Annotated in this window: 20 protein-coding genes; 12 read left to right on the top strand and 8 right to left on the bottom strand. The window is 69.9% G+C overall.

The genetic code is table 11. From position 1 onward, the window contains the following. Positions 1-65 precede the first annotated feature (65 nt). Positions 66-563 carry a MarR family winged helix-turn-helix transcriptional regulator gene (locus I5Q34_RS16415; protein ID WP_199893038.1) on the bottom strand — a complete coding sequence of 166 codons (498 nt, stop codon included), beginning with the start codon at positions 561-563 and terminating at the stop codon, positions 66-68. Positions 564-679: 116 nt separating this feature from the next. Between I5Q34_RS16415 and I5Q34_RS16410 the strand changes: the two genes are divergently transcribed. Continuing rightward, the gene (locus I5Q34_RS16410) at positions 680-1,093 is read left to right on the top strand and encodes an organic hydroperoxide resistance protein (RefSeq protein ID WP_199893037.1); all 414 of its coding nucleotides are present in this window, start codon (positions 680-682) and stop codon (positions 1,091-1,093) included. Between the two features lie 33 nt (positions 1,094-1,126). Here I5Q34_RS16410 and I5Q34_RS16405 read toward each other — a convergent pair whose 3' ends face one another. Together I5Q34_RS16405 and I5Q34_RS16400 are read right to left on the bottom strand one after the other, a co-directional pair. Further along, a complete protein-coding gene (locus I5Q34_RS16405) occupies positions 1,127-3,460 on the bottom strand; it encodes an NACHT domain-containing NTPase (protein ID WP_199893036.1) in 2,334 nt (777 codons plus the stop codon). A 175-nt stretch (positions 3,461-3,635) separates the two neighbouring features. Beyond that, complete coding sequence (locus I5Q34_RS16400) at positions 3,636-4,535, bottom strand: aromatic prenyltransferase (RefSeq protein ID WP_199893035.1); 900 nt, start codon at positions 4,533-4,535, stop codon at positions 3,636-3,638. Between the two features lie 711 nt (positions 4,536-5,246). Between I5Q34_RS16400 and I5Q34_RS16395 the strand changes: the two genes are divergently transcribed. Together I5Q34_RS16395 and I5Q34_RS16390 are read left to right on the top strand one after the other, a co-directional pair. After that, positions 5,247-5,759, top strand: a complete 513-nt coding sequence (locus tag I5Q34_RS16395; RefSeq protein ID WP_199893034.1) for a hypothetical protein — start codon at positions 5,247-5,249, stop codon at positions 5,757-5,759. 129 nt (positions 5,760-5,888) lie between these two features. After that, positions 5,889-6,920, top strand: a complete 1,032-nt coding sequence (locus I5Q34_RS16390; RefSeq protein WP_199893033.1) for a carbohydrate kinase — start codon at positions 5,889-5,891, stop codon at positions 6,918-6,920. Between the two features lie 472 nt (positions 6,921-7,392). Here the strand turns inward: I5Q34_RS16390 and I5Q34_RS16385 are convergent, their stop codons facing one another. After that, entirely contained in the window at positions 7,393-8,667 is a 1,275-nt protein-coding gene (locus I5Q34_RS16385; protein WP_199893032.1) for an MFS transporter, read from the bottom strand. Positions 8,668-8,799: 132 nt separating this feature from the next. On the opposite strand from I5Q34_RS16385, the gene I5Q34_RS16380 reads away from it, so the two are divergent. After that, positions 8,800-9,735: a LysR family transcriptional regulator gene (locus I5Q34_RS16380; RefSeq protein WP_199893031.1), complete on the top strand. Its 936-nt coding sequence runs from the start codon at positions 8,800-8,802 to the stop codon at positions 9,733-9,735. Positions 9,736-10,178: 443 nt separating this feature from the next. Here I5Q34_RS16380 and I5Q34_RS16375 read toward each other — a convergent pair whose 3' ends face one another. Next, positions 10,179-11,594, bottom strand: a complete 1,416-nt coding sequence (locus I5Q34_RS16375; RefSeq protein ID WP_199893030.1) for a DEAD/DEAH box helicase — start codon at positions 11,592-11,594, stop codon at positions 10,179-10,181. Between the two features lie 246 nt (positions 11,595-11,840). Between I5Q34_RS16375 and I5Q34_RS16370 the strand changes: the two genes are divergently transcribed. From I5Q34_RS16370 to I5Q34_RS16350, 5 genes are all read left to right on the top strand, one after another. Next, complete coding sequence (locus I5Q34_RS16370) at positions 11,841-12,167, top strand: hypothetical protein (RefSeq protein WP_199893029.1); 327 nt, start codon at positions 11,841-11,843, stop codon at positions 12,165-12,167. Between the two features lie 467 nt (positions 12,168-12,634). After that, positions 12,635-13,654 carry a NucA/NucB deoxyribonuclease domain-containing protein gene (locus I5Q34_RS16365; protein WP_199893028.1) on the top strand — a complete coding sequence of 340 codons (1,020 nt, stop codon included), beginning with the start codon at positions 12,635-12,637 and terminating at the stop codon, positions 13,652-13,654. A gap of 79 nt (positions 13,655-13,733) precedes the next feature. Beyond that, complete coding sequence (locus I5Q34_RS16360; RefSeq protein WP_199893027.1) at positions 13,734-14,603, top strand: hypothetical protein; 870 nt, start codon at positions 13,734-13,736, stop codon at positions 14,601-14,603. A gap of 563 nt (positions 14,604-15,166) precedes the next feature. Then, the gene (locus I5Q34_RS16355; protein ID WP_199893026.1) at positions 15,167-15,487 is read left to right on the top strand and encodes a hypothetical protein; all 321 of its coding nucleotides are present in this window, start codon (positions 15,167-15,169) and stop codon (positions 15,485-15,487) included. Positions 15,488-15,622: 135 nt separating this feature from the next. Then, complete coding sequence (locus I5Q34_RS16350) at positions 15,623-15,937, top strand: type I-E CRISPR-associated protein Cas6/Cse3/CasE (protein WP_277965479.1); 315 nt, start codon at positions 15,623-15,625, stop codon at positions 15,935-15,937. A 553-nt stretch (positions 15,938-16,490) separates the two neighbouring features. Here I5Q34_RS16350 and I5Q34_RS16345 read toward each other — a convergent pair. Further along, on the bottom strand, positions 16,491-17,504 hold the full coding sequence (locus I5Q34_RS16345) for a hypothetical protein (protein WP_199893025.1): 1,014 nt from the start codon (positions 17,502-17,504) through the stop codon (positions 16,491-16,493). Between the two features lie 78 nt (positions 17,505-17,582). Further along, positions 17,583-18,590 carry a Helicase associated domain protein gene (locus I5Q34_RS16340; RefSeq protein WP_374193023.1) on the bottom strand — a complete coding sequence of 336 codons (1,008 nt, stop codon included), beginning with the start codon at positions 18,588-18,590 and terminating at the stop codon, positions 17,583-17,585. Positions 18,591-18,624: 34 nt separating this feature from the next. On the opposite strand from I5Q34_RS16340, the gene I5Q34_RS16335 reads away from it, so the two are divergent. Next, positions 18,625-18,837, top strand: coding sequence for a helicase associated domain-containing protein (locus tag I5Q34_RS16335; protein WP_199893024.1), 213 nt, complete (start codon positions 18,625-18,627; stop codon positions 18,835-18,837). Positions 18,838-19,807: 970 nt separating this feature from the next. Continuing rightward, positions 19,808-20,665: a nucleotidyltransferase domain-containing protein gene (locus I5Q34_RS16330; protein ID WP_199893023.1), complete on the top strand. Its 858-nt coding sequence runs from the start codon at positions 19,808-19,810 to the stop codon at positions 20,663-20,665. Between the two features lie 95 nt (positions 20,666-20,760). On the opposite strand, the gene I5Q34_RS16325 is transcribed toward I5Q34_RS16330, so the two are convergent. Then, positions 20,761-22,611, bottom strand: coding sequence for a hypothetical protein (locus tag I5Q34_RS16325; RefSeq protein WP_199893022.1), 1,851 nt, complete (start codon positions 22,609-22,611; stop codon positions 20,761-20,763). A gap of 924 nt (positions 22,612-23,535) precedes the next feature. On the opposite strand from I5Q34_RS16325, the gene I5Q34_RS16320 reads away from it, so the two are divergent. Then, on the top strand, positions 23,536-24,414 hold the full coding sequence (locus I5Q34_RS16320) for a hypothetical protein (RefSeq protein ID WP_234429026.1): 879 nt from the start codon (positions 23,536-23,538) through the stop codon (positions 24,412-24,414). The last annotated feature ends 20 nt before the right edge of the window (positions 24,415-24,434 follow it).

Below are 24,434 nucleotides of genomic sequence, written 5' to 3'. Positions count from 1 at the left end.
TCACTGTCTCCCCACTGGGGAGGGCGGACGAACCTCCGTCGCGCCCCCGCGCCGTCCGGTGGGGATCAGTCACAGGGCGGCGCGGTGTCGAGGGCCGCGTCGTCGAGCGCCAGCGTGAGCCGGTCCAGGAGCGCGCGCAGCTCCGCCGCCTCGTGGAGGTCGAAGCCGGTGGCGGCCATGATCCTGCGCGGCACGAGCGCCGCCCGCTCGCGCAGGGCCGTACCGGCCGGGGTGACACCCACGATCACGGAACGCTCGTCGTGCGCGCTGCGCTCGCGCCGGACCAGCCCGCCCGACTCCAGGCGCTTGAGCAAGGGGGAGAGCGTCCCGGAGTCCAGGCGCAGCAGCTCGCCCAGCCTCTTCACCGGCAGCTCGCCGTGCTCCCACAGGGCGAGCATGACCAGGTACTGCGGGTAGGTCAGCCCGAGGTCCTTGAGGAGATTGCGGTAGACGGCGCCGAAGGCGCGTGAGGCGGCGTTCAGGGAGAAGCACAGCTGCCGGTCGAGGCGGAGGAAGTCCTCGGCGGATCCGGTCTCCGGCGTGCTGGTCGGCGGCTTCGTCATGGACACAGGGTATCTCGGACCCCAATTGATTGCGCACAATTCAATTGCGTGCTCTACTGTTCTTGTTCGTGAGGTGGCCCCGGAGGCCACTCGTGCACAGGAAAGGGATGGTTTCCATGGACGCGATCTACACCGCCGTCGCCACCGCGACCCACGGCCGCGAGGGCCGCGCCGTCAGCTCGGACGGGCGCCTCGACGTCCAGCTCGCCCTGCCGGCGGAGCTGGGCGGCGACGGGCGGGGGACGAACCCGGAGCAGCTGTTCGCCGCCGGGTACGCGGCGTGCTTCGCCAGCGCCTTGGGCCTCGTGGGCCGGCAGGCGAAGGCGGACCTGGCCGACGCGGCGGTGACCGCCGAGGTCGGCATCGGCAAGGAGGGCGAGGGCTTCGGCCTGGCCGTCACCCTGCGCGTCGAACTGCCCGAGGGCCTCGACGCCGCGACGGGCCGCAAGCTGGTCGACCGGGCGCACCAGGTCTGCCCGTACTCCAACGCGACGCGGGGCAACATCCCGGTGGAGCTCGTCGTCGAGTGACGCCCGGCGGGGAGTCCGCTACGACTCGCTCCGCTACGACTGCCTCCGCGCCGGAGCGGCCGCGCACCCGCCGGGCTGCCGGCCGCGCCGACGCGGCACGCGGGCCGACGCCGCCAGGCGGTGCTGCAGGCTCGCGTGCCGGAACTGGTAGACGGAGCCCACCTGGCGGAGGATGCCCAGCCGGTGGGCATCGGCCAGGAACGCCTGAAGGCGCCACGGCAGCCGGCCCTGGGCCGCCAGGACGAGCCGTGCCACGCCGTAGTGCGGCCAGGCGAAGGCGGTCAGCGCGAGGACGACCCCCACGGGCAGCAGCTCGGACAGGGCGAACAGCGCGATGTCGGGGAGCGGGGGTGTGGGGCCGCGGCCGGTGGCGAGGCTCATCACCAGGGCGACGTCGTCCGGGAGGTGGAAGAGCAGCGCCGCGGCCGCCGCGCCGACGAGGGTGATGGTCCGGTCGGCCCGCACCGAGTCCGCCGGGGTGGTGACATCCAGCCGCGAGGCGGAGGTCCGGACCGCCCGGACGACACCGAGGACGGTTCCGAAGAGGGCGCCGGTGAGAACGCCCGTCCCCCAGACGGCCACGGTGGAGACGGCGGTCCTGCGCGTCCACGGGTCCGACGGCCAGATCCCGATCAGCACGTAGAGGTTGAGGGCCGCTCCGATGAGGACGGCGGCGCCGGCGACGGTGGCCAGGGCACGGGGCAGCCGCTCGCGCCAGTGCAGCAGGGTGAGGGAACCGCGGCTCGGCGCCTGGGGCGGGGCCGGCGGGCCGGACGCGTGGAGGACCAGGAAGATGCCCAGGCCGTAGACGGTGAGGTGCTTGAGGTTGTGCTGGACGGTCTCCACCGTGCCGGCACAGGTGAACGTCCGCCGCACCACCACCTGGAACAGCGCGTTGGACAGCGCTCCGCACAGCGCCGTCAGGGCGGCGGTGCGCAGGGGACGGGGACGCGCGCCGGCCGGGGGAGCGGTCCGGGCCGCCAGGCACTGCATGGTGAAGAGGGCGAGGGCGACCCCGCCGGTCACCAGCAGGAACCCCGGTAACTCCAACTGCGGCCGGGGGCCGGCCGCGTGGTGGAGCCCGTAGCCCGCCAGGGCGGCCAGGGCCGCGGCGAGGCTCCACACCACGGCCCGGGTCCAGGTGCGCTCCAGCAGGGGAACCCAGTGGTGGAGCTGCCACCACGCCAGGTCGTGCGTGCCCTGACGGCTGAGGCCGTGGGCCAGGCAGGCGAGGTGGCGCAGGGCGGACCGGGCCGGGCGGCGGGGGTGGTGGGCCCTCTCGTACAGGCTGGGCACGAGGGCGTCCAGGAGGTGCTGCTCGACGGCGGTAGCCGTGGGGAAGCGGCGGGCGTCGGTGAGTTCGGCCGGATCCCCGCGGGCGTCGGCGTACACGGTCCGGGCCAGGGCCGTGAGCAGGGGGCTCTGCAGGGCCAGCGCGGCGGGCCCCTGCGGATTCTCGGCCACATGCCCGGCCAGCAGGTCCCAGCGGCGTTGGGCCGGACCGGGTGGCGTGGCGAGCCGTAGTGATGCGAGGGCGTCGGCGGCGTCGAGGGGCGCCGGTTCGATGACGGCGGCCGCGGTCAGCACGCCCGCCTCGGCGACCGCCCGGGCGTACGCGCCGGTGCGGCAGGTGAGGACGAGCGGCGCGTGAGCGGGGAAAGCGGCGTTCAGCGCCGCGAGGACGTGCGGCTGGCTGGGCGGGGGGAGTTCGTCCAGCCCGTCCAGGACGGGGATCACCCGCCGCGCGGCCAGCAGGTCGTCCACCGCGGTGTTCCCGTACGACTGGACGTCGGTCAGCGCCGGGTACCCGCCGGTGATCTGGCGCGTCAGCCAGTCGTGGGCACTGTGCCGCTCAGGGTCGAAAGAGGCGAGGGAGAGGAGCACCGGCACGGGGGCGCCGGGAGCCCGGTCGCGCAGCAGGGCGAGCGTCAGCAGCACGGCGAAGGTGGTCTTGCCCGATCCGGCCGGCCCGAGCACGACGAGCCGCCGGTGCGGCAGGCGCAGGAACGCGTCCGCCAGGTCCTGCGGCGCGTCCGCCCGGCACGAGACGGGATCACCGATCAGGCTGCGGTGGTCGGATGCGTCGGGCAGCGCCGCGTCCCACCACAGGACGGGCAGCGGTGCGGGCGAGAACAACTGCCGCAGCATCGCCTCCTGTTCCCACTGCCGGTGCACGAGATGGGCCAACACCTCCGCGGCGTCGGCCACTTGCCGGTACGTGGAACGGCTGGTGTGCGGCCGTGCGCGCCACGCCCACATCGCGAGAACGCCGAACAGCCCGGTCGCCGCGGCCGCCACGGAGCCGGCGGCCCTGCCGACCTCGTGGTCCTCCGAGAGCTCCCAGGCCAGAACCGGCGCCAACGTCAAGGCGCCACAGAGCAACCAGGCCAGTGCCCACCGCCGCTGCATTCCCGCCCCCGATCCAGCATCCTCCGCCGGCTGCGCGGCATGGGAACAACGAGCGGGTCGGGCGCGGGTTACTTCCGCGCTTCAGCCCCGGCCGGGAATGGTTACCGGCCGGGGCTGTTCGCGGACCCGGGGGCTACCCGGCGTCGGCCGACAGCATCTTCTCCACCCGCGTCTGCCACTGGTAGTACTTCTGGATCTTGTGGTACTCGCCCTTGGGCGTCACCGTGACCCCGTAGACGAACCGATGACCGGCGCTGCCGTAGGGAGCGTCCTTCACGAGCCTCTCGATCGCCGGATCAATCTGCACAGGAAGGGCCAACGGATCAGGTGTGTTCACCGAGTAGGTGACACGCTCGATCTTCGGGGAATCCCAATTCAGGGTGACGTAGAGAGCAAAAGCCTGCTCACCGAACCTCAGCATCTCCTCGCTCGGTTCCGGCAGTCCGGTGTCACGGAGAATCGACCGGAGACCCTGTGACTCGAAGCAGTGCTCCGGCACCCCGGTGAAGTACACGTTCACCGACCGATTCGCGTAGTCGTACCCGATCACACTGACCTTGTCGGTCAGGCCGTACTGCTCGAAGAGGCCGAGATTCCCGGACGCGCTGCGCGGCATCGACGGAAGCCCGGCGATCTCGGCCAGCGACTGCCGGGCATCCGGACGGAAGAAGGACCAGGCCTTCTTGAACCCGCCGACGGCTCCGAAATCCACGCCGTAGCAGTCGACCGGGAACCGGCTGTGGACCTCCCCCAGCAGGCTGCCGACGGCGTGGTCCGTCTTCGGTGTGAGGCCGTTCGCCACCGCAATGGCATACGGATCCAGATCCCTGGGCAGCAGCGTGATGCGGCAGTCGAGATCTCCCGCACCGCGCGCTCCGGTCTGCGCCCGGAAGGAGATCACGGACTGCGCGAGCGCGTCCTGGTACGCGGTCAGGACGGGCCGGACCGCCTCACGCGACGCGGACACACCCACTGCCAGGGCCGACGCCTCAAGGGCCGAGTAAAGCTCTGTCAACTCAACGGTTTCCGACATTCTTCCTCCACAAATCTCTTGACGTCTCGTCGGGACAGGGATGCATCAGAGCAGCGGCACGCACAGGACTGGGTGGTCACGGGGTCGTCAGCCCGCCCAACCGTCTTGCACGGATGGGTTTTGCCGGAGAATGCGCCGCGGCAATGCCGGGCCTATCGGCGTGGGCGGGAACGAAGGGCCGTGACGGTCAAGGGTGTGCCGCAGAGGAGCTCTGTCCTGTCCGCGGGGAGACGGGGCGTGGCCTGTTCGGCCCGGAGGCGCTGGAGCGAGCGGTCAACTCGACATTCACAAGCGGCACTTGACTGGACGCGACGGTCCGGCGAATCGACCGTCCTCACGGGCCGTGCTGATGGGCGGAGAACTCGTGGCCATGAACACTGCTGCCGCGCAAGCGATTTCGGGCAGGGTGGCCACGCAGAAAGCGTGACACGGGAGGAGCTCCCCTCCAAGATTCCTTCGGCGTGACTCGGGTCACCTCGACGAGTCGGCCCGGCTGGCGCTGCCGCGTTGGGCTGGGGGATACCGTCCGAGGCTGAAGCTCCGCTTCCGGAAGGGGAGTTGACGGCCGACGAGGCGCCGTGGCGGCACCTGGTCCACGACGCCGCCCGGCCGCTCGCAGCGCAAGCACCTGCCGGCGCCGGCCGGACGGGCTTATTGGATATGCCCCAATTCGCGGCCCGGTCCCCATCGTGCAGCGCGTAGATTGATCCGATGGGTCTTTTCGACAAACTGACCGGCACCAAGTACCCCGGCAATGGTGTCGCACCCCGTCCGGCCGAGGAAGTCCGGGCGGCCCTGCTCGGGCTCAACGGGCCGGACGTGCCGTACGTCGTGCGCAACGGCATCCCTTCCGAGGGCGCCGACCTGGTGGCGGAGTGGCGGATCCGGGAACCCGCCTGGCACGCCTTCTTCGCCAGGGTCCGGCTGAGCCGGACCGTGAAGACCCGGATGCGCCTGGTCCCGGCGAACCACGAGGTCCGTGCCCTCGACGAGCAGCAGGAGGTCACGTGGGTCGGGGACACGCCCAGGCTCGTGCCGTCGCGCGAGTACGCCCGCGGGCAGGTGACCACGGTCTCCCGGGACTGGACGATCGAGCGGGGGGCCGACGGCCGCCTGCGGATGACGGAGGAGTCCCGCTTCGACACCGGGGAGATGAAGAACCCCCTGCGGGACGCGGTCCTCGGCGCGGGGTGGACATGGCGTGGAGCGGTGTTCAAGCTGTGAACGGACTCGCGGGACACGGAGCCCTGGCCCCGAACCGCCGCCGTCCGACTCCCGACGTCCTATGTCCCGCTCCACTGATCGCCGCCGGGCCCGCACTCGCCCGGCCCGCCGTCCGAAAGGCCCCATTCCATGATCATCGTCGCCGGGGAAGCCCTCATCGACCTCGTTCCCGCGGGGCCCCTGGAAGCCGACGGGCCCGCCGACGACGACCTCCCCGCCCTGTTGCCCAAGCGCGGCGGCGGCCCCTACAACACCGCCGTCGCCCTGGCCCGCCTCGGCAGCCCCACCGCGTTCTGCTCCCGGCTGTCCACCGACCACTTCGGCCAGGCCCTGCTGAGCGGCCTGGGGGCGGACGGCGTGGACACCTCCCTGGTCCAGCGCGGCCCCGAACCCACCACCCTGGCCGTGGCACACGTCGGCGACGACGGCTCGGCCGAGTACTCCTTCCACGTCGAGGGCGCCGCGGACCGCCTGTTCACCAGCCCGGACTCCTTGCCCGAAGCCGCCCGCGCCATCTCGTTCGGCACCTGCTCCCTGGTCCTCGAACCAGGGGCGAGCGCGTACGAGGACCTGATGCGCCGCGCATCCGCCCGCGGTCTGTTCACGGCCCTCGACCCGAACATCCGCCCCGGCCTCATCCCCGACGCGGCCGCCTACCGGGCCCGCTTCCGCTCATGGCTCCCGCACGTCACCCTCCTCAAGCTCTCGGAGGAGGACGCGGCCTGGCTCGCGGGCCCGGAAGGCGGCGACCCGATGACCGCCGCCCGGGAGTGGCCGGCCGCGGGCCCGTACGCCGTCGTCCTCACCCGCGGCGGCGCGGGGCTGACGGTCCTCACCCGCGACGGCCTCGAACTGTCCGTCCCCGGCGAGCAGGTGACGGTCGTGGACACCATCGGGGCGGGCGACACCGTCAACGCCGCGCTGCTGCACCGACTCGACAGCCACGGCGCCCTCACCGCGTCCCCCGCCCTCGAGGCCCACCAGTGGCGCGACATCCTGGCCTTCGCGGCCCGCGCGGCCGCGATCACCTGCTCCCGCGCCGGCGCCCGGCCTCCGTACGCCGACGAACTCGTCATGTCTCCCGCGGGCTGCTCCGGACCGGGCGCGCCGACCGTTGACGTCCGCCGCAGACAACGCAAGAGGCCCGTGCCGCGTTCGTGAACCGCACCGAAGGCGAGGCCGGGCGCCTGCCGCTCCCGCGCGGCCTGGCCACCTGGACTGAGCCCCCTTTGCGGTTCAGGGCGCTGGACGACCTGGACCTCGACGTGGCCTGCGGCGAAGGACGGCGCGCTCACCACCGCCCACGCGCGCGGCGCCCGATTCGAGATCCCCGGATGGCGGGGTTTTGGCTTCACCTTCAGGACCCGCTACGTGGCCGCACTCGGCAGGACCGATTCGACGGAGCCGCCGAGCGCCATCCAGGCGGCTCGGCTCCGGTCCGGCCTGCGTGAGGCACCTCCGGTCGTCTCACTGACGTCCTGGTTCCGGCAGCCACCGTGCTTCGCTCCGGCGTCGACGGCCTACCTGTTCGGGCTGCCGCCGCCACCCTGGAGCGCACCGCTGCGCGCACGGGACGTGAGGTGCCCGTCGCGTCCGGCCCGGCGGGAAACAGTCGGTGGGGCGATCGCGGATGTCACGCAGAGGTGTGTGGCGGGACAGCGGAGTGTGCTTCTGCCGCAGAGGCCCCAGGCTCGTGGGCATGCGCTGCCGCGCGGCGGGGGAGCAGCAGCGGGGTCGCCAGCAGGAGCACGCCGGCCAGGCCGATGGCCGTACGCGGGCCGAGCAGGCCGCCCAGCACACCCCAGGCGGCCGTCAGGATCGCGGCCGAGGCCTTGGTGGTCACGGCCCAGGCGGACAGCGTGCGGGTGACCCGGTCGGTCGCGGTGCGTTCGAGGCGGCAGGTGGTGTGGACGGGGTTGAAGACCGCGCAGCAGAAGATGAGTCCGAGCTCGACGCCGATCACCAGCAGCAGTCCTCCGGTGCCCGGCCCCAGGAAGGCCAGGCCGACGGGCCAGAGCGCGCGCAGCGCCCCGGCCGCGAGCAGGACCTGGTGCTGTCCGAACCGGGTGACGAGTGGTCGGGCCAGGCGCGAACCGAGCAGCCCGGCGATCGAGGGCGCGGCGAAGGCGAGGCCGTACTGCCACGCTGTGAACCCGAGCGGGCCGAGCATCAGGACGGCGAGCAGCGGCTGGGTGGCCATCAACAGGCCGTTGAACAAGGCTGTGTTGAAGAACAGCGGACGCAGCGTCGCGTCGGCGAGGATGTACCGCCAGCCGTCGAGCAGGTCCCGGGCCCGCATGCGCGTGCCCTCCCGCCATTCGGGCCGAGGCTCGTGCCCGCCCGTCGCGCGGATGCCCAGGGCCGAGAGCAGGTAGCTGATCGCGTCGGCCGCCACCGTCGCCACCGGGCCGAGGAGCCCGATCGCCGCGCCGCCCAGCGGCGGTCCGATGATCGTGGTCGTCCAAGTCGTGGACTCGAACCGGGCGTTGGCGATGAGCAGGTCCTCGGCCGGCAGCAGCGTCTTCAGGTACGCGCCGGAGGCGGCGCGGAAGGTGATGTCGGCCGCCGCGACGACGACCGAGACCAGCAGGAGCTGGAGGAAGGTCAGGATGCCGAGCACGAACGCGGTGGGGATCGTCAGCAGCGCCGCGAACCGCACCAGGTCCATCGCGATCAGCACCGGCCGCTTGCGGCGGAACTCCACCCACGGGCCGAGCGGCACCGCCACGGCCGCGCCCACAGCAGCCCCCACGGAGGAGAGCGCGGCGACCTCGGCCGGTCCGGCGCGCAGCTCCCGGATGGCGATCAGCGGGAACGCGCCGAAGGCGAGCCACGTGCCGAGCGCGCTGGTTCCGTACGCTCCCCACAGCCACCCGAACCGCCGCCCCAGCCGATGCCCGCTCCTCATGCCCGCCGCCCCTGTCACTCATTCACACAACCAATTCGCGATCGGAAGCATCAAAGCGAGCGCCATATCCAGGGATCAAACAACCGCAGAACCGCCGGCCACAACCAATGGTTGTGCCCCTAGAGTGTCGCCATGGACGTCGACACCGTCAGGACCTTCGTCGCCGCCGCCGACGCGGGGCAGTTCCAGGAGGCCGCCGCCGAGCTGGCGGTCACCCAGCAGGCCGTCTCCAAGCGCATCGCCGCGCTGGAGCGCAACCTCGGCGTGCGGCTGTTCGCCCGCACCCCGCGTGGCGCCGAGCTCACCATCGACGGGCAGGCGTTCCTGCCCCACGCGCGCGAGCTGCTGCGCGTCGCCGAGCGCGCGGTCGCGTCCGTGCGCCCCGCTCGCCGTCCACTGCGCGTCGACGTGATCAACTCGCGTGGCGCGCAGTCGGGCCTGCTGCGCGGCTTCCACCGGGCGCACCCTGAGATCGAGCTCGACGTGGTGATGCTGTTCGAGATCGAGGCAGCCGTCGCCGCCCTCCGCTCCGGTGCGATCGACGCGTCCTTCCGCGCCGTCGCCGCGCCCGGCCGGCCCTTTCCCGAGGACATCGAGTCCGTCCGGGTGCTCGACGAGCCGCTCCAGCTCCTCACCGGCCCCGCCCACGCGCTGGCGGGCGCCCGGTCGGTGACCGTCGACCGGCTCGCCGGGCACCGGATCTGGATGCCCGGCATCGTCCCCGGCACCGAGTGGGCCGCCTACTACGACGACCTCGTCGCCGAGTTCGGCCTCACCATCGAGGCCACCGGCCCCAACTTCGGCTCCGACGCACTCCTCGACACCATCGCCGACACCCCGGCCCTGGCCACCTTCATGGGCGAGCGGACCCGCCTCGTCTGGCCCGCCGGCCACGGCCTGCGCCGCATCCCGGTGACCGACCCGACGCCCGTCTACCCGCACTCGCTCCTCTGGCACCGAGACAACCCCCACCCGGCGCTGGCCACCCTCCGCGCCCACCTCGCCGCCACACCGTCCGGCCACGACGCCGCCGTGCCCTGGACACCGGGCTGGGTGATTCCGCGCTGAACGCCGCCATGCCGGCGGCCACCGTGGCCACATCGACGGACGGTGACTCGGGGCGGCGCAGCCACCGGCACACTTCCGGACGGGCACCGCCGGCGCTGGACGGGGGAAACTCAGCGAACCCCGCCCGGCGCCGGCGAGCGGCCGCGATACACCCTTGCGATGTGGCTGATCTCCGTGTGGACGGTACAGCCACGGCCACCGGGTGTGCGGGGCCAGGCCCGTGGAGCGCGCTTGGGTGACGCACCATGCCACACCCCCACCGGGGTGGCTGCGGCAGCGATCCCCAGCAGATACCGGCTCCTCATCGAGCAATTCACCGTGACTGAGTGCCGCAGCCGGCGGGCTGAGCGTTTCAGGCGGTGGGCCTGCCTGTAGGCGATGACGACGATGCCGCCCACAACAGCTTTGGCCAGGGATATCCGGCTATCAGGGCAATTTTTCTCTCAGCCGCCGCGGCGCACCCGGGCCGCCTTGCGGGCCTCGGCGAGCTTGCGGGCCTCGTTGGCCTTGCGGGACTTGCCGCCGGTGCCGCGGGAGGCGTCCTTGCTGGTGCCCAGGCCGCGGAAAGGGGTGTTGGTGTTCTTGGGCCGGGGTGTGGCGGGCCCGCCGTCGAGCGGGGTGCCGGAGGGGGCCTTGGCTCCGGTGATCCGGCTCAGCTCCGCCTCGCCCGAGCGCACCTTGGTGATCGTCGGCTCGATGCCGGCCCCGGCCATCAGCCGGCTCATCTCGCGGCGCTGGCCCGGCAGCACCAGCGTGACGACGCTGCCGGATTCACCGGCACGGGCGGTGCGGCCCGCGCGGTGCAGGTAGTCCTTGGGGTCGGTGGGCGGGTCGACGTTGACCACGAGATCGAGGTCGTCGACGTGCAGGCCACGGGCCGCGACATTGGTCGCCACCAGGGTGGTGACCTGGCCGTTCTTGAACTGTGCAAGGGTCCGTGTGCGCTGCGGCTGGGACTTGCCGCTGTGCAGGGCCGCGGCGTGCACTCCGCTGGCCCGCAGATGCCGGGTGAGCTGGTCGACGGCGTGCTTGGTGTCCAGGAACAGCAGTACGCGGCCGTCGCGGGCGGCGATCTCCGTGGTGACGGCGTACCGGTCGGGGCCGTGGACGACCAGCACATGGTGGTCCATCGTCGTGACCGCGCCCGCGGACGGGTCGACCGAGTGGACGACGGGGTCGTGGAGGTAGCGGCGTACCAGGTCGTCGACGTCGCGGTCCAGGGTGGCCGAGAACAGCATCCGCTGGCCGTCGGGGTGCACCTGGTCGAGGACCTCGGTGACCTGCGGCAGGAAGCCCATGTCGCACATCTGGTCGGCTTCGTCGAGGACGGTGATCCGTACCCGTCCCAGGCGGCAGGCCCTGCGCTCGATGAGGTCGTGCAGGCGGCCGGGGGTGGCGACGACGATCTCTGCCCCGTCGCGCAGCGCGGCGGCCTGCCGGCCGATCGAGATACCGCCGACGACCGTGGCCATCCGCAGCCGGAGCGCGTCGGCGTACGGCGCGAGCGCCTCGGAGACCTGCTGGGCCAGCTCACGGGTGGGCACCAGGACCAGAGCGAGGGGCTGCTTCGGCTCCGCGCGCCGTCCGGCCGTCCGGGTGAGCAGCGGCAGGCCGAAGGCGAGCGTCTTGCCCGATCCGGTGCGCCCGCGCCCCAGGACGTCGCGTCCGGCGAGGGCGTTGGGCAGTGTGGCCGCCTGGATCGGGAAGGGCTCATGCACGCCGAGCTCGGTGAGCGTTCGCAGCACCTCGGCCGGCAGATCCAGGTCGGCGAAGCGGGCGACCGGGGGCACCCTCGGGGTGGGGGGCACTGGCCGGGCGAGGTCGCCGTGCGAGGTGCCGGGGCGGTCCGGGTGGTTCATGAAGAGCCTTCCGTAGGGGGAACGTACCGAGGAAGGCCCGGCAGGAATGAACAACCGACGAACAATGGACGGGCAGAATCTCCAGCCGTCACGGCCGTGCAAACGTTTGAGACTAACACAAAGTGACGGCCCGGTGATGTGGTGCTGATCGCTCCGCCTTCGTCGGTGACGCGACACAGGCTGAGAGCCGTTCCGAGGTGCCCGGCAGAGCTCCCTGTCAAGGCGTAGTCATCACGGAAGCAAAATGTGGATCAGAGCCGCTTCGCAATTCCGCCGGCGGTCGCGGCGCACCCGGGGGTGGCCTCGGGCGGTGTACCGGACGAGCAACTGCTGCCGCTGTGTTGGCTTCTCGTCGCCTCGTCCCGCTGCCGTAGCGGCCGGCCGCTGGGTCCGGACCGCGCTCGCCAGCGCCTTGTACGCATCGTGGATGCGCGTCGGCCGGTCTTGCGGCAGGCCCATCCGCAGCTGTGCGAGGGCGTAGACGACCAGGACGTGGTCGTGGGCCTGCCCGAGCTGAAGGTCCAACTTTGCGTGTCCGCCGTCGTTCAGGCCATTTTCCTTTGGGCCACCTGATCATGGCTGACGGACCTCGGTGGCGGGGGTGCTGCCATCCGGCACAGCGGCCGGCTGGCGGAAGCGCGCCGGAGTTTGTTGTATCACTTTGCGATCGCGATGGTGCTGGAATGGCCCAACTTATCTGAGGCCGAGCGACTCCGTTTGCATGAACGACCTTGTTCGGGTGGCTTCGAACTCCACCGGGCGGCGCGCGTTGGCCGCACTCGAAGAGACCGCTCTGGCGAAGATCGCGGAAGGTGCGGGCGGGGTGCGCCGAAACGTATGGAGTGCGTCCGAGCTTCGCTCCGGGATCCCGCAGAGGCACTTATGCCACCGCTGTTGACCGTAATCCGGCCTGTCTCAAAACAAGCATTGCCTTCCAACTGTCAATAGATTCACGGCTGTTGGGGTGTCTACCGTGGTCGCCTCGCGGACGGCAGCCTTGATGCGGTGCCGTCCCTCCACCAACGAGGGGACCCATACCTATGCGGATCAGCACTCCCGGAAAGGCCGCTGTCGGTGCCGCTCTCGGCGCGCTCCTCCTTACCGGCACCAGCGCCGGAACCGCGCAGGCCGCACCGGAGAAGTACAGCATCGCCGTCGCCCAGGCCCCGGCCGTCAAGACGGTCTACGCCGGTACGGACGCCGCCGCAAGCTGCAAGATCAACACCATCACCGTCACCCGCACCAGTATGTGTATGGATGTCGGTGCCCGCGTCGACCTGCTGAGGAACGGCAAGCCGGTCGGCTCCGCCACCTTCGACGTCAAGCACTCCATGACGCTGAAGACCAACAAGCTGAAGTGGGCGGAAAGTTTCACGGTCGGCAAGGCCAGGCTCGTCAACGCCGGCGGCGTCCGCGTCAACGTGTCCGTCGGTGGCGGCAAGGGCGTCAAGACCGCCGTCAAGTTCCCGCAGGGGTCCACCCTTGGACCGGCCCGTAAGGGCACCGTCGGCTACGCCGCCGGCGTCGGGAAGAAGAAGCAGCTCGCCGGCCCCGCCTCCTACCGGTTCACCTTCACCAAGCCCGGCTACACGCCGGGCGGCTTCACCTACAAGTCCGCCAAGTACCGCTGCGACGACATGTTCTGGGGCCCCAACAAGCGCACCAAGAACCCCGGCTGCGTCTTCTCGTCGGTCTCCCCCGTCTTCAGCCTCTCCCACAGTGACGCGAAAGTGAAGCAGTCCGCCAACCACATACTTGATGCCCAGCGCAAGATCGCTGGGCACCCGGGCGCCTCCACACCGCTGCACCGCATCACCGACGAAAAGACCATCAACGCCCACCGCAGGGCCATGTGCGCGAAGGTGCACAACCCCGATCCCAAGAAGTACGACTGCGACGAGTACCCGTTCGCCGCCAGCAGGGAGGGCGGCAACCCGAACCGCGGCAGCACCCGAATCATCTCCGCCGGTGACAACCGCAGTGCCGGCGCCCGCCTCGGCGGCTTCTACAAGGCCCAGCGCGTCCTCAACGGCGACGGCTACTACGTCCGCATCAAGTAAGGCACGCAACGCGCCTGCCACACTGCCGGTCTACAGGACGTAAACCGGCAGGCACCAGCAAGCCCGATGGGGGTTCTCCATGCAGCGTTCCAACTGGCCACTCCTTCACGGCCGCACCCGGCCGCTCAAAATGAAGGAGTGGGGCGACCTGGCCGTCATGGACCCCGACGCCGGAAAGCGGCCGCGCGGACGCGGGTTCCTGGCGGCCGGGAAAGACTGGCTGCACATCGACGCCGGAAGCGCTCTGGAGAACCCCGTCGTCACCCTCTATGCCGGGGACGACCCGGGAGCGGAGAGCGGCTGGGACGAGGTCGAAGAGGTCACCGTGATCTCCACGACCGGCTTCCTCTCCCTGTGCGACAGCGGATACGAGCCCGTACGCAAAGAGAATCTCGCCACCGCAGGAGCCGGCCCCTACCTGATGCGCGTCCATGCCAGTGACCGGTCGTCGGACGGCAAGAAGCCCCGCTTCCTCATCCAGGTCATCCCCGGCCAGCGCACGGGGACCGAGCCCGAGCCGCCCTCCTCCACGATCGAGGAGGCCGCCGGTCCGCTCCTGGTGCGGACGTCCTTCGAGCGGCCGGAGGAATGGGCCCGCCTGCTCCAGGCCCTCGAAGGAGGCCCGGAGTACTACGGCTCGATCACCGTCGTCGACAACCGCGCCTACGCGGGCTTCACAGCGAATCAGCTCCAGGCGCGGATCGGGCGCGATGACGAGGGCCGGCCCGACAGCACTCTCGTCCTCATCGCCGACGAACGGACCCTGGCCACAGCCGAGTTCCCGTTGCTGGCCGTGAACAACCTGCCCGGCGATGACGACGACCCGTTCAGGATCACCCTCGCAGCGGCCGGTTCGTTCGTCGTCAACATGGAGCTGGCGAACACGAGCTTCGGTGAGTGGGGCCGTGGTGTTGACTTCGACGGCGTCTACCGGCAAGAGCACTACTGACAGTTTGACCGTGGTCGGCCTCGTGGTCGGGCCGACCACAGCGGGCAGCTTCTGGCGCAGATCGAGGTAGCAGCGCACGAATGGATGCGTGCCGACGGCAATCGACTGTTCCAGCGCACGGGCCCGTAGAACAGCCACCTGGCGCTGCTGCTCCTCGGTCCGGCCGGAGTTGTCGGGCGGCCGCTGGGGTCTCTTTAGAGTGCTGGTCACTGCTGCCGATCGTGGGTATGCACCGGCTGAGCGGAGCCGGGTGGGGGCTGGGTTCCGGTTCGAGGCGTGACGCCGACTGCTTGAGGGGATCGGCGGGCAGGGCCTGTGGGTGGGTGGGGTGGTGTCAGTGGTTTGGGTGTCGTTGATCCTGATACCGGTGATGAGCTGGTGGCCTGGTCTCTTGCCGTTCATTGCTGATTTTCTTGGCTGTCATCTGGTGACCAAGCTGCTGTCGTGTGCTGCGAGTTGGTCCTAGCACACCGCGCTTGTGGCTGCCGTGTGGATGAACATTCCTGTACTTGCCGGTCTGCCGTCGCGGTGGGCTGGTGGGTATGACCGCTCAGTCTTTGCCTGTGTCTTCCGTTGCGGAGGGTTCCGGGGCGCTGTCGTCGGCCCGTGCTCCCGCTCTGGCCTCCAGAGTGCTGACATGGCAGCAGGTGTCCCGTCTTGACGGGAAGCAGGTGCTCACCGTGCTGCGCATGTTCCATCCGCTGTGGGACGCCGCGACCGACACTGATCTGCTGCATGCGGACGCCACGCGTGCGAGGGGGAATTTCCGTACCTGGGCGAAGATCACCTCCCACGCGTACGCGGCCCTTGCCCGCAGCCCCGGGACCGCGGTGGGCCAGGCCTTGCTGTCGCGTGCCTGCTCCCGCCTCGGCCCCACCCCCTGACCGACCCGACCCCACGGGCCGAAGGACTTCCATGACCCCGACCACCCCCGACCACAATCCCGCCCGAGCGCCATCGCGGCCTTGGCCCGAACCCGTCCTGGACACCGCGTCGTTGACCGCCTTACGGGCCCGGCCGTGCGCCGTCTGTTGGAGCTGCGCACCCAGCGCCGGCTCACCCGCGCCCACGTCCACACCACCGCCCAGTGCCTGAACGTCTCGGAGCGCACCGTGTGGCGTTGGCTCGCCGACGCCACCACGACCCCCGCCTCGGCCGCCCGTCCGGGAGCACGCCGAGCCGACCGGTTTGAGATCACCGACGAGATCCGGGGCACTCTCACCGTCACCGACCCCATGACCTTCGCCAACACCCTGGCCACAGGCATTGGACGGGGCCGCGCCTACTCCACCGGCCTCATCCTGGTACGCGACGCATCCACCCGCCGCAGGTGACCCACCGTGCCGCTCATCCCGGAGCCCACGCCGCCGCGTACGCCGGGATGAGCGGTCCTTGGACCGCTTCCAGCTAGAAGTCCGGGGCCGTGTCGAAGCCGCCGCGCAGCGAGCGCAGGTCCTTGCCGGCCGGGAGCATCATGTATGCCGCCGCGGACGGGTCCTCCAACGGCACCCGTGACCTGCTGGAGGTGACGGCTCCGCCGGGTCCGGAGTGCCGGACCCGGTGTGTACTCCCCAGCAGTGCTGAGTGTGCAGGCGGTACCGCTCGCCGTTGGCCCGCATCGCATAGTCGTCGGAATGGGTCAGGGAGTCGCTGGTGGACCCCACTGTCTGCACCTCTCTGAAGGTGCTCGGGGTGGTCGTGAGCGTCCTGTCGGCTTTCCACCTCCGCCTGAGCGAAGAGCGCCGGGCGGACGATCGCCGTGCGGTAGCCGCCCTCACGCGACGATGCCCTCGGCGGTGGTCCCCACAAAGCGGCTCCTCTGACGAACAGCATTAACCAGGCAGTTGGCAGGACTCCGGCAGGGTGGCCCTGCCTCCTGTGAACAGCTCAGACCTTGGTCCACACCTGGCGCATGTGCTCCCGCACCGCGGTCGGCGCCTCCACTCGCTCGAAGACACCGGGCGCCGACCGGTAGAGGCAGTCGATGCCGTAGCGATGGAGAAGGGCGATGTCCGGGTCTGCGGGGCGGGAAGGGAAGAGGCCGCTGAGCCGGTCCGCCGGCTGAGGGCTGTGGGGTGCGTAGTCGAGGAGCTGCGCGAGTGCGGCCCGTACATACCCGTGGTCGGCGCTCCGTTTCGCTTCGATGATCTCGGTACCGTCGGGTCCTGTCACGTGGATGTCCGTCACCCCGGCAGGGGTCCGCAGACGCTCCGTGATGAGGCCGTTGAGTGTGTCGATGTATTCGGTTTGAAGAAGCGCCTCGGCCCTGTTCACGTGTATCTGACGCGCGTCACGGTGGTAGGTGGCGGTTGTGGTGTGCAGGCCTTCGATGGGCACGATCTGGGTGCCCTTGGCGATGGCGGTGGCCACCTCGATGTCGCGGGCGATTTCCTGCTGGGCACTGGAGAAGGTGTCGATGCCCAGTCCCTGCAGGATCTCGTCGGCCTTCTCCCCTTCGAGTATGCGCAGGCCCATGAAGTTGTCGCCCGTGTTGAAGCTCGGCAGCGCCCATATCTCGGCGTAGGGGATCTCGGTGGGCTGGAAGGACAGCAGGCTGTAGACGTTGTGCCAGCTTCCCTTGTTCGGGTCCGGCGTCCACATAGTGTCCGCGAACCCGGCGTTCCTCAGTGTGATGCCGATCTCTCCGATGCCACGCACTTGCTTACCGCCGGTGAACAGGACCACATCGCCTGTGCGGAGGCGGTCCATGTTCTTGTCCTGGACGGCTGTAGCGCCCCAGAAGCGCGCATGGCCGGATGGGTGTGCCTGCAGCAGGAGCGACCGCTCGGCCTCGGTGAGGGCAGGCGTGTGCGGCTCAGAGACGAAAGGTACCTCCTGGTCCAAGGTGTCGTGCCAGTGCCGTTTGGCGGCAGGGTTGCCAAAGGACGGCTGGATTGCCACAAGCGGCATGCTGTATCCCCCCGGGGTGGTGTGAGGCCAACGGGTCTCATCGTCTCACCCGCCTCTCGCGGCCCGGCCTCAGCATCGGCATCTCGCGATCCTGGCCGTATAGCCTCCTACCAGCTGGTGGCTGCCTGGCGGGCGGCGTGCCCACTGCTCCTCGAACTCGGCCAGGCTGATCTCCTGACTGGCCAGTTCCGGGTCGAGAGATCCATGGGTGCGGTGGAGCTGGCGCTGCTCGCTGAGCCACCGCCCCAGCGGATAGGCGCCCTCGACGTGCTCGTACGGCACGGCCAGGTCCCCGGTGCGGAGCTGGTAGCGGCGGGCGGCGGCCCATCCGCGGGCCCAGTCCTGCCGCTCGACGTCGATGACATTGAAGTTCACCCACTGCGCGATCAGCAACGGATCACGCGGGGAGGTGAACCGCAGCAGGAACCGCGCCTCCTCCCCACCCTCCTCCGGCACCGGGCCGATCACCGGGGACGGGGCGACAAGAGGCGTGTTCGTCTGCGGAATCGCCAGGAGCTCCACGGCCTCCCCATCATGCGCCCGCAGCCCCTCCAGCACCTTCACCAGCGGCCGGTAGGAGGCCGAGGTGAACATGTCCTCCGGCTCCTCCCCGTCCTCAAGGAACACCGGCACCACCAGGGAAGCCAGCTTGCCCTGGCCGGGCTTCTGCCGCAGAGCACGCCCGATGGCCTGCACGATGTCGACCGGCGACCCCTTCGGATCCAGCAGCGCCACGGAGTCCACCGCCGGGACGTCCACCCCTTCCCCCAGAACCCTGCAATTCGACAGGACCGCGTACCCGCCCTGAACGGCGAACTCCCCGACCGTCTGCCGGCGGTGCCCGGCCTCGTGCTCCCCGCGCAGCCACCCCGACCACACCCGCGCCGGATACCGCCCCGGATCCGCGCGATGCAACCGCTGCGCCACCGTCGGCAGGCCCTCGGCGAACGCCTCCGCCTCCACCGTCCGGTGATGAAACGTGACCATCGTCCGCAGGTTGTGGCCGACCAGATCGCTGCCCTGCCCTGCCTCACCCCCACTCAGCACGAGCTGCTCGGCCAGATCCCCCTGCGCCACCCCATCGCCTGCCTGCTGCGCCGACCCTGCGGATATGCGGCCTGGGCCTTCTGCAAAGGCCCTGCGGGAGGCCTGCCTGTTCTGGCGCACTCACCGGCACCTCGCCGTCCCCGCCACCTACCGCGGCGACGACAGCGGTGATCCGTTCCTTCTGCGCCGTTGGCTGTCCGAACGACGCCGCAACGTCACCCGGCTCACAACGCAGCAGATCAACGCTCTGGAAGCACTGGACATGCGCTGGTACTGACGAGCAGCCCGCGCCCCCGCTGCGTTCTCTGCACGGGCTCGGGGCGCTGTTCCGGGCCACGTGTGTGCGATGGCTGTGCCCCGGCACGCCCGGGCTGTGTCGAGCAGGAAGCGGTTGTCAGGCACCTCATGCCCGTGCTCCGTGTCCTTGGTCTACCCCCTTTTCGGTACCGCTCTTGCCTTTGAAAGCCAGGTACGGCTGCGGGTTGACGTCTGGGAATGCACGGCAGGCGTGGCCCCGTGCTGTGCTCGGCACTTCGGTAGTCCGTTCACTGCGCTGCGCATACGCCGCTTCGTGGCGGAGGAGAACGACCCAACGGCAGGCTGTTTTCAGGAGGTTGGCCCTCATCCTTCCTTGCGCCGTTGGTCTCCGTCGCTGGGCGGCATGGTGCGGGTGAAGTGCCATGGCCCGCTACTTGTCCGGAGGGAGGGCCGGATGTTGGGGCGGAAAGGGGATGGTGAGCAGTGCTTGAGGAGCAGCATGCGGTCGAGCTGGACGAGAAGGCTGCTGTGGTGGATCGTTTGCGCGAGCGTTCGTGTTGCCTGAGCGGGTGCGGCCCCGTGCCGCGGGGTGGCCGCCGCCCAGGTGGCAGCCGTTCGACACTGCCGCCGTGCGGGGGTCGGTACGGCGCCCGGACCGCCTCGCGCTGTGCCAACGGCACATCGGCAGCTTTGCAGCCGGAGTACGGACCATACGGCCTTGGCCGTCGCGGTGGAGGAGCTCGGTGCTCCTGGCCACAAAGCCCCCTCGGCGTCAAGCCGCATAAGCCGCGGAGAGTGGGCCGGTACCAGGCCCACGGTGCCCCCGGATCTGCCTATGTACGGCGTGGAGACGCTACGGGCCCACACCCCTGCGTGCGACTGTTCTCCGCCGTTTCCTCGGCACGGTGGATCCACAGCCCAACACCGGCTGTGCCAGAGGTGACTTGTAGGGTCACCGCAATATCCCCGTTCGGTTGAGGAGAACAGTCGTGAAACGCGCACGTGCCACCACCCTTCTCCAGGAGATGCTGTGCCGCCTCGGCGAGGGAGGGTGGCCCCTCGACCTCGTCGATGAGATCTACGTTTTCGGCTCGTACGCCCGTGGGGCACTGGAGCCCGCAGACGTCGATGTCGTGGTGGAACACCGACGCGACGACCGGCTGATCCAAGAGTTCGTCAGCGCGCTGTCCTACGGCCGTGATCCGCAGGCGTCGCTGAAGCGGGCACTCAAGGGCCGCAGCCGGGGACTGCAGATCCAGTTCGAGCAGTACGAATCCCTTGCCGCGGAAGGGATTCCGATGTACCTGCTGTGGCAGCGCGGCGACAACCGGGAGACCGCTGAGGCACGCCTGGCCCAGCTGCACCCGGACGCTTCGGCCGGCCGGGCGCCCCGGGACGACATGGTCGAGCAGTTCGAGGGCCTGGACCGGTGGATCCCCCGCCCCGTACGCGGCGAACTCGTCCGGCTTCTTCGGGCCGGTGCGATCGACCTGCACCGTCTGGAACTGCCGGACGCCCACCCCCAGGGCCTTGATGCCCTACGGGCTCTTGAACGCTGGAGTGAGACCAGCCCGCTGCGCCGCAGTGCTGCTGCCGTTCTGAGCCACCTTGAGTCCTGCGGCCGTGATGTCACGGCGGTCAACCTGCACGGCGCACCGATCGGCCCGCGGCACGAAGGGGCCCCGAGTTCTACCCGTGTCAGCTTCGGGTGGCGTTATTTCGACCAACTCACCTGGCACCTCAAGCAGGAACGCGACTGGATTGAGGTGGTTCGCCCGACGCGGACCCAGCCACTGCACGCCCTGCACATGGTGGTCCGCAACACTTCTCTTGTGGACACCGTCTGACCAGGCCGGGGAAGCCCTGCCCCCCCCGGCCGGGGGGCAGCGTCATCTCCTGTCCCAACGCCCCTGCCGGACAAGGACCCCAGGAAACAGGTGGGTTATGCGAGGTCGGCCGGGAGGCCGGGGATGTAGCGGTCGGTCTTGTCCACGAGGATCTCGCGCATGCCCGGAACAGGCTCGCTCAGGGGGTCATTGACTGCGCAGACGACCTGCTGTACCCCGCCTTGCGCATCGGGGCGGGTCGCGCAGTCGGCGAGCGTGCGCAGCATCACCTCGCCGGCTTCCTGGTCGTGTCCGTGAGTTCCGAGACCGCTCAGCGGAGAATCGATCATGAGGAACCCCGGCAGCAGGATGGCCGGGACCTCGATCATCAGGTCCCGCAGTGCGAGCATGGCGTTGATGTTGATCCTGACGAGGACAGCGCCCGCGACGGCCTGGGCGTCGAAAGGACGTCCGTTGACCAACGGGGAGAAATCGTCGGCATCGATGGAGGCGCTGCGCACCTGCGGGTCGGTGGCCTTCATGCGCTTCTCGAAGAAGACCGACCAGCGCTCCGCCAAGGCCTTCACATGCTCGCTGACATTCGTCTCCGCTGCTGTGAACTCCTCCTGCGCCTTGCCCTTCGCCGCGGCCAGGCTGTCGCGCTCGCGCTTGAGGTCGTGCAGGGCGTCGACCTCCCGGAGATGCTGCGCGAGTTGCTCCAGCCGGGCTGCCAGTTCACGCGCGGCCGCCTCGAGCCCACGGGCCTTCTCCCGCTGGGGATCGACGATGTCCCTGCCGAACTCTGCGGCACGTGCGTACGCCTCGCGCACGGCCTGATCGGCTTGCAATGCCTTCAACCGCGCCGCCGCAGCCGCATCATCAGCCTTCCGCCGGGCTGCACGGGCATGGTCCCGCTGCCTACGGGCTTCCTGCGCACGCTCGTCGTCCTGCCGGCTCCGCTGCGCCCGGCCGGGGTCGATCTCCTTGCACAATGGGCACTGTTCGTCCGTCAGGCCTTCGGTAACCAGCTTCTGGTGGCACACCGGGCACGTTGTGGGGTCGGCCGCGAGTTCCCGCAACGCCGCGTAGAGCCCTTCGGCTTCCCCTTCCGCGCAGGCCCAGGACCGTGCCTCTTTTTCGGCCTCGTCCGCCCCGGCCCGCGCGGCCCGCTGTGCGGGCTCGACCGCCTTCGCCTGATCCGCCAAGGCCTGGTGCCGGCGGGCCAGTTTGCTCAGTTCCATGGTGGCCGCGCGGGCTTGTGCGGCGGTCTCTTCGTGTTCGGCAGTCCACTGCGCCTGGCGCGTCTGCAGGTCGCCGAGCTCGTCGAGGCCGCGTTCGGCCCGTACCTTGAGGATCTTCTCCAGGGTGTTCTTGGCAGCCGACCACTCTTTGCGGGCCTGGTCGGCGCGTGACCTGAGGGCTTCGACCTGTGCGTCGTGGGCGCCGAGCAGCGTCCGTCCCGCCAGCCGGCGCCGCGCGTGAGAGAGGCCGCCGAGGTAGCTGATGGCGATGGTCGCCTGCTGGATGTACATCCAGGGCAGAACCTCCTCCATGGTGAGCCGCCCTGCCCCCGTGCCGATCCGGGGGATGCCCAGCAGGCCCTGGAAGAATTCGGCGGCACTGGGCTCACCGTTCTTGCCCGCCTTGACGGGACAACGCACCGGCGGCTGACCGGAGTCGGCGAGGTTCTCGAACTCCACCACGCCTGCGGTACTGCGGGCCGAGCGGGTGGCACGCCAGCGCACCGTGTCGATCTGGAAAGTGAGCCGGGTGCGCTCGCAGGCCCGTACCGCGGGCATGACCCGAGTGCAGGTCAGGCCCACGGCGTACCACTGCGCCTCCAGCCCCGTGCTTTTTCCTGCCCCCGACTCGCCCGCCACCAGCACCATCGGTCCGGCGAAGGAACGGGAGACCCACCTCCCTTCCACCTCGAACTCCTGGCCTTCCAGCGTAAGCGTCCGACCCACGTCCTGCTCCCTCCCCTGGTGATCTGCGGAACCATCAGGCGGCCATAGAGCCAACGGCTACCATTCCGCAGATGTGGCGCCCGCATTCGGCCAATTAACCCGACATGCGGGGGCGGCTTGTCGAGGAAGCCTCACGCGCCTTCCGGAACTGTCCCATTGCAAGCCGCTTCATTCGGTGAGTCGGCGGTAGCAGGGTGGCGGTCGATCGCGGCGTCGTCGGTCTGGCGAACCACAGGTCCTGGAGGAGCGCGTCACCCACGGTCAGTCATGATCGCGGATTCGGTGACCCTGTGTGGCTCCAGCACGGAAGTGATCCACAGCCACGATTCGCGCACCGTCGACAGCGTGCAGGACGGGCAAGACACACTGCGCCGATCCGGATCCCCGAAGCCCAGCACGCCTGCCGGGTGTTGGCGGCGAAGCCAGCACTGGACCTGCTGGTGTGAGGTTCGGGGAAGAGGCCACCGAGATGTTCGGGTTTCCGCACCACTGATGGTGACTCGTGTTTGTCCTGGTCAGTTGACGTTTCAGATGGTTGATCTTGGTGGTGTTTTCCCGAATCAGTGGTGGTGTGATCCCGAATCGGCCAGTGCAATGTTCGTCGAACCTCCTTTGAAGTGGGCTCTATAGCGCACGAAGGGGTCAGGGCGAGGCGAAACGGATCGGTGTCACCCGCCCAGGTGATCGATGCGGACACTTGTCGAGGGTGTCGGCTCTAGTGTCATGTCCGTAATGCCTGTCACGGGCCGCTATGTGAACTGCCCTGTGTAGGGCGGCTGTTGACTGTCCGGAGGCTGATGCTGTGATCACTGCTCTGTTGCCGGTTCGTGCTCTGCGCGGGTGCCGGCTCCGGTGACGAGTGATGCCTGGGGGGTCATGGACGACGGCTTGGGGCGGCATCGGGATGAGTTACGGCCTGCCGCGGTGGCTCAGCTGCTGCGGCTGCGTGGGGCGGGGAAGTTGACAACGGTGCATGTGCGGCTGGTCTCCGAAGCGTTGAACGTGCACATCAGGACGGTGTGGGACTGGCTGGCGAGCGCTGAGAAGACCGGCAGCCCGGAGAAGCCCGAACGCAGGCGGTTTCGGATCACCGACGAGATCATCGAAGTTCTCGCCGATTACCAGGGCAACGTCAAACGCGCTCACGAGCATCTGGTGCGCGCTGCCAAGGTGGCGGGGGAGAAGCCGGTGGGGCTGACGACGCTGCACGACGCGATCGCCCGTGACCTCGACCCTGGTTTCATGGCGGGCCTGCGGGAGGGTATTCCGGCCGCCCGCGGCTTCGACCCCGCCTTCCAGCGGCCGGCGGTGGCCCGGAACCAGGTGTGGGAGGGCGATCACAAGCAGGCCCCGACCGTCGTGATGATGCCCGACAAGAAGCTGTCGAAGGTGTGGGTGACGTGGTTCGAGGACCGCGGTACCAGCTATGTGATGGGCTGGGCGGTCACCGCCGGCTCCGCGCACCGCGGCTCGGTTCTGGCGGCTGTACGGGCGTCGGTGCTGCGGGAGGATCCTTACGGCCCGGCCGGGGGATTGCCTCAGTTCGTACGGGTCGACGGCGGCGCCGACTTCCTGTCCAAGACCGTCCGGCGGGCCTTCGGCCTGCTCGGTGTTCCGGTGCACCGGGTGCGCAGTGCCCGCCACAAAGGCGGTATCGAGCGGCTGAACCGCACCAGCGTGACCCGCTTCTTCGCCGACCTGCCCCGCTACACCAAGGCGCCCCGGCTCGATCACCGTCGACGCCTCGGCGAGGCGGACCCGCTGCGATGTGCCGGTGTGGTGTCGGTGGTTGGGTGTCAGTGACGGCATGTCAGGTTGGGGTG

It is taken from the genome of Streptomyces sp. AV19, assembly GCF_015999245.1.
Classification (GTDB): domain Bacteria; phylum Actinomycetota; class Actinomycetes; order Streptomycetales; family Streptomycetaceae; genus Streptomyces.
Note: the sequence above shows the minus strand (reverse complement) of the source record. Positions and strands in the feature narration are given on the sequence as shown.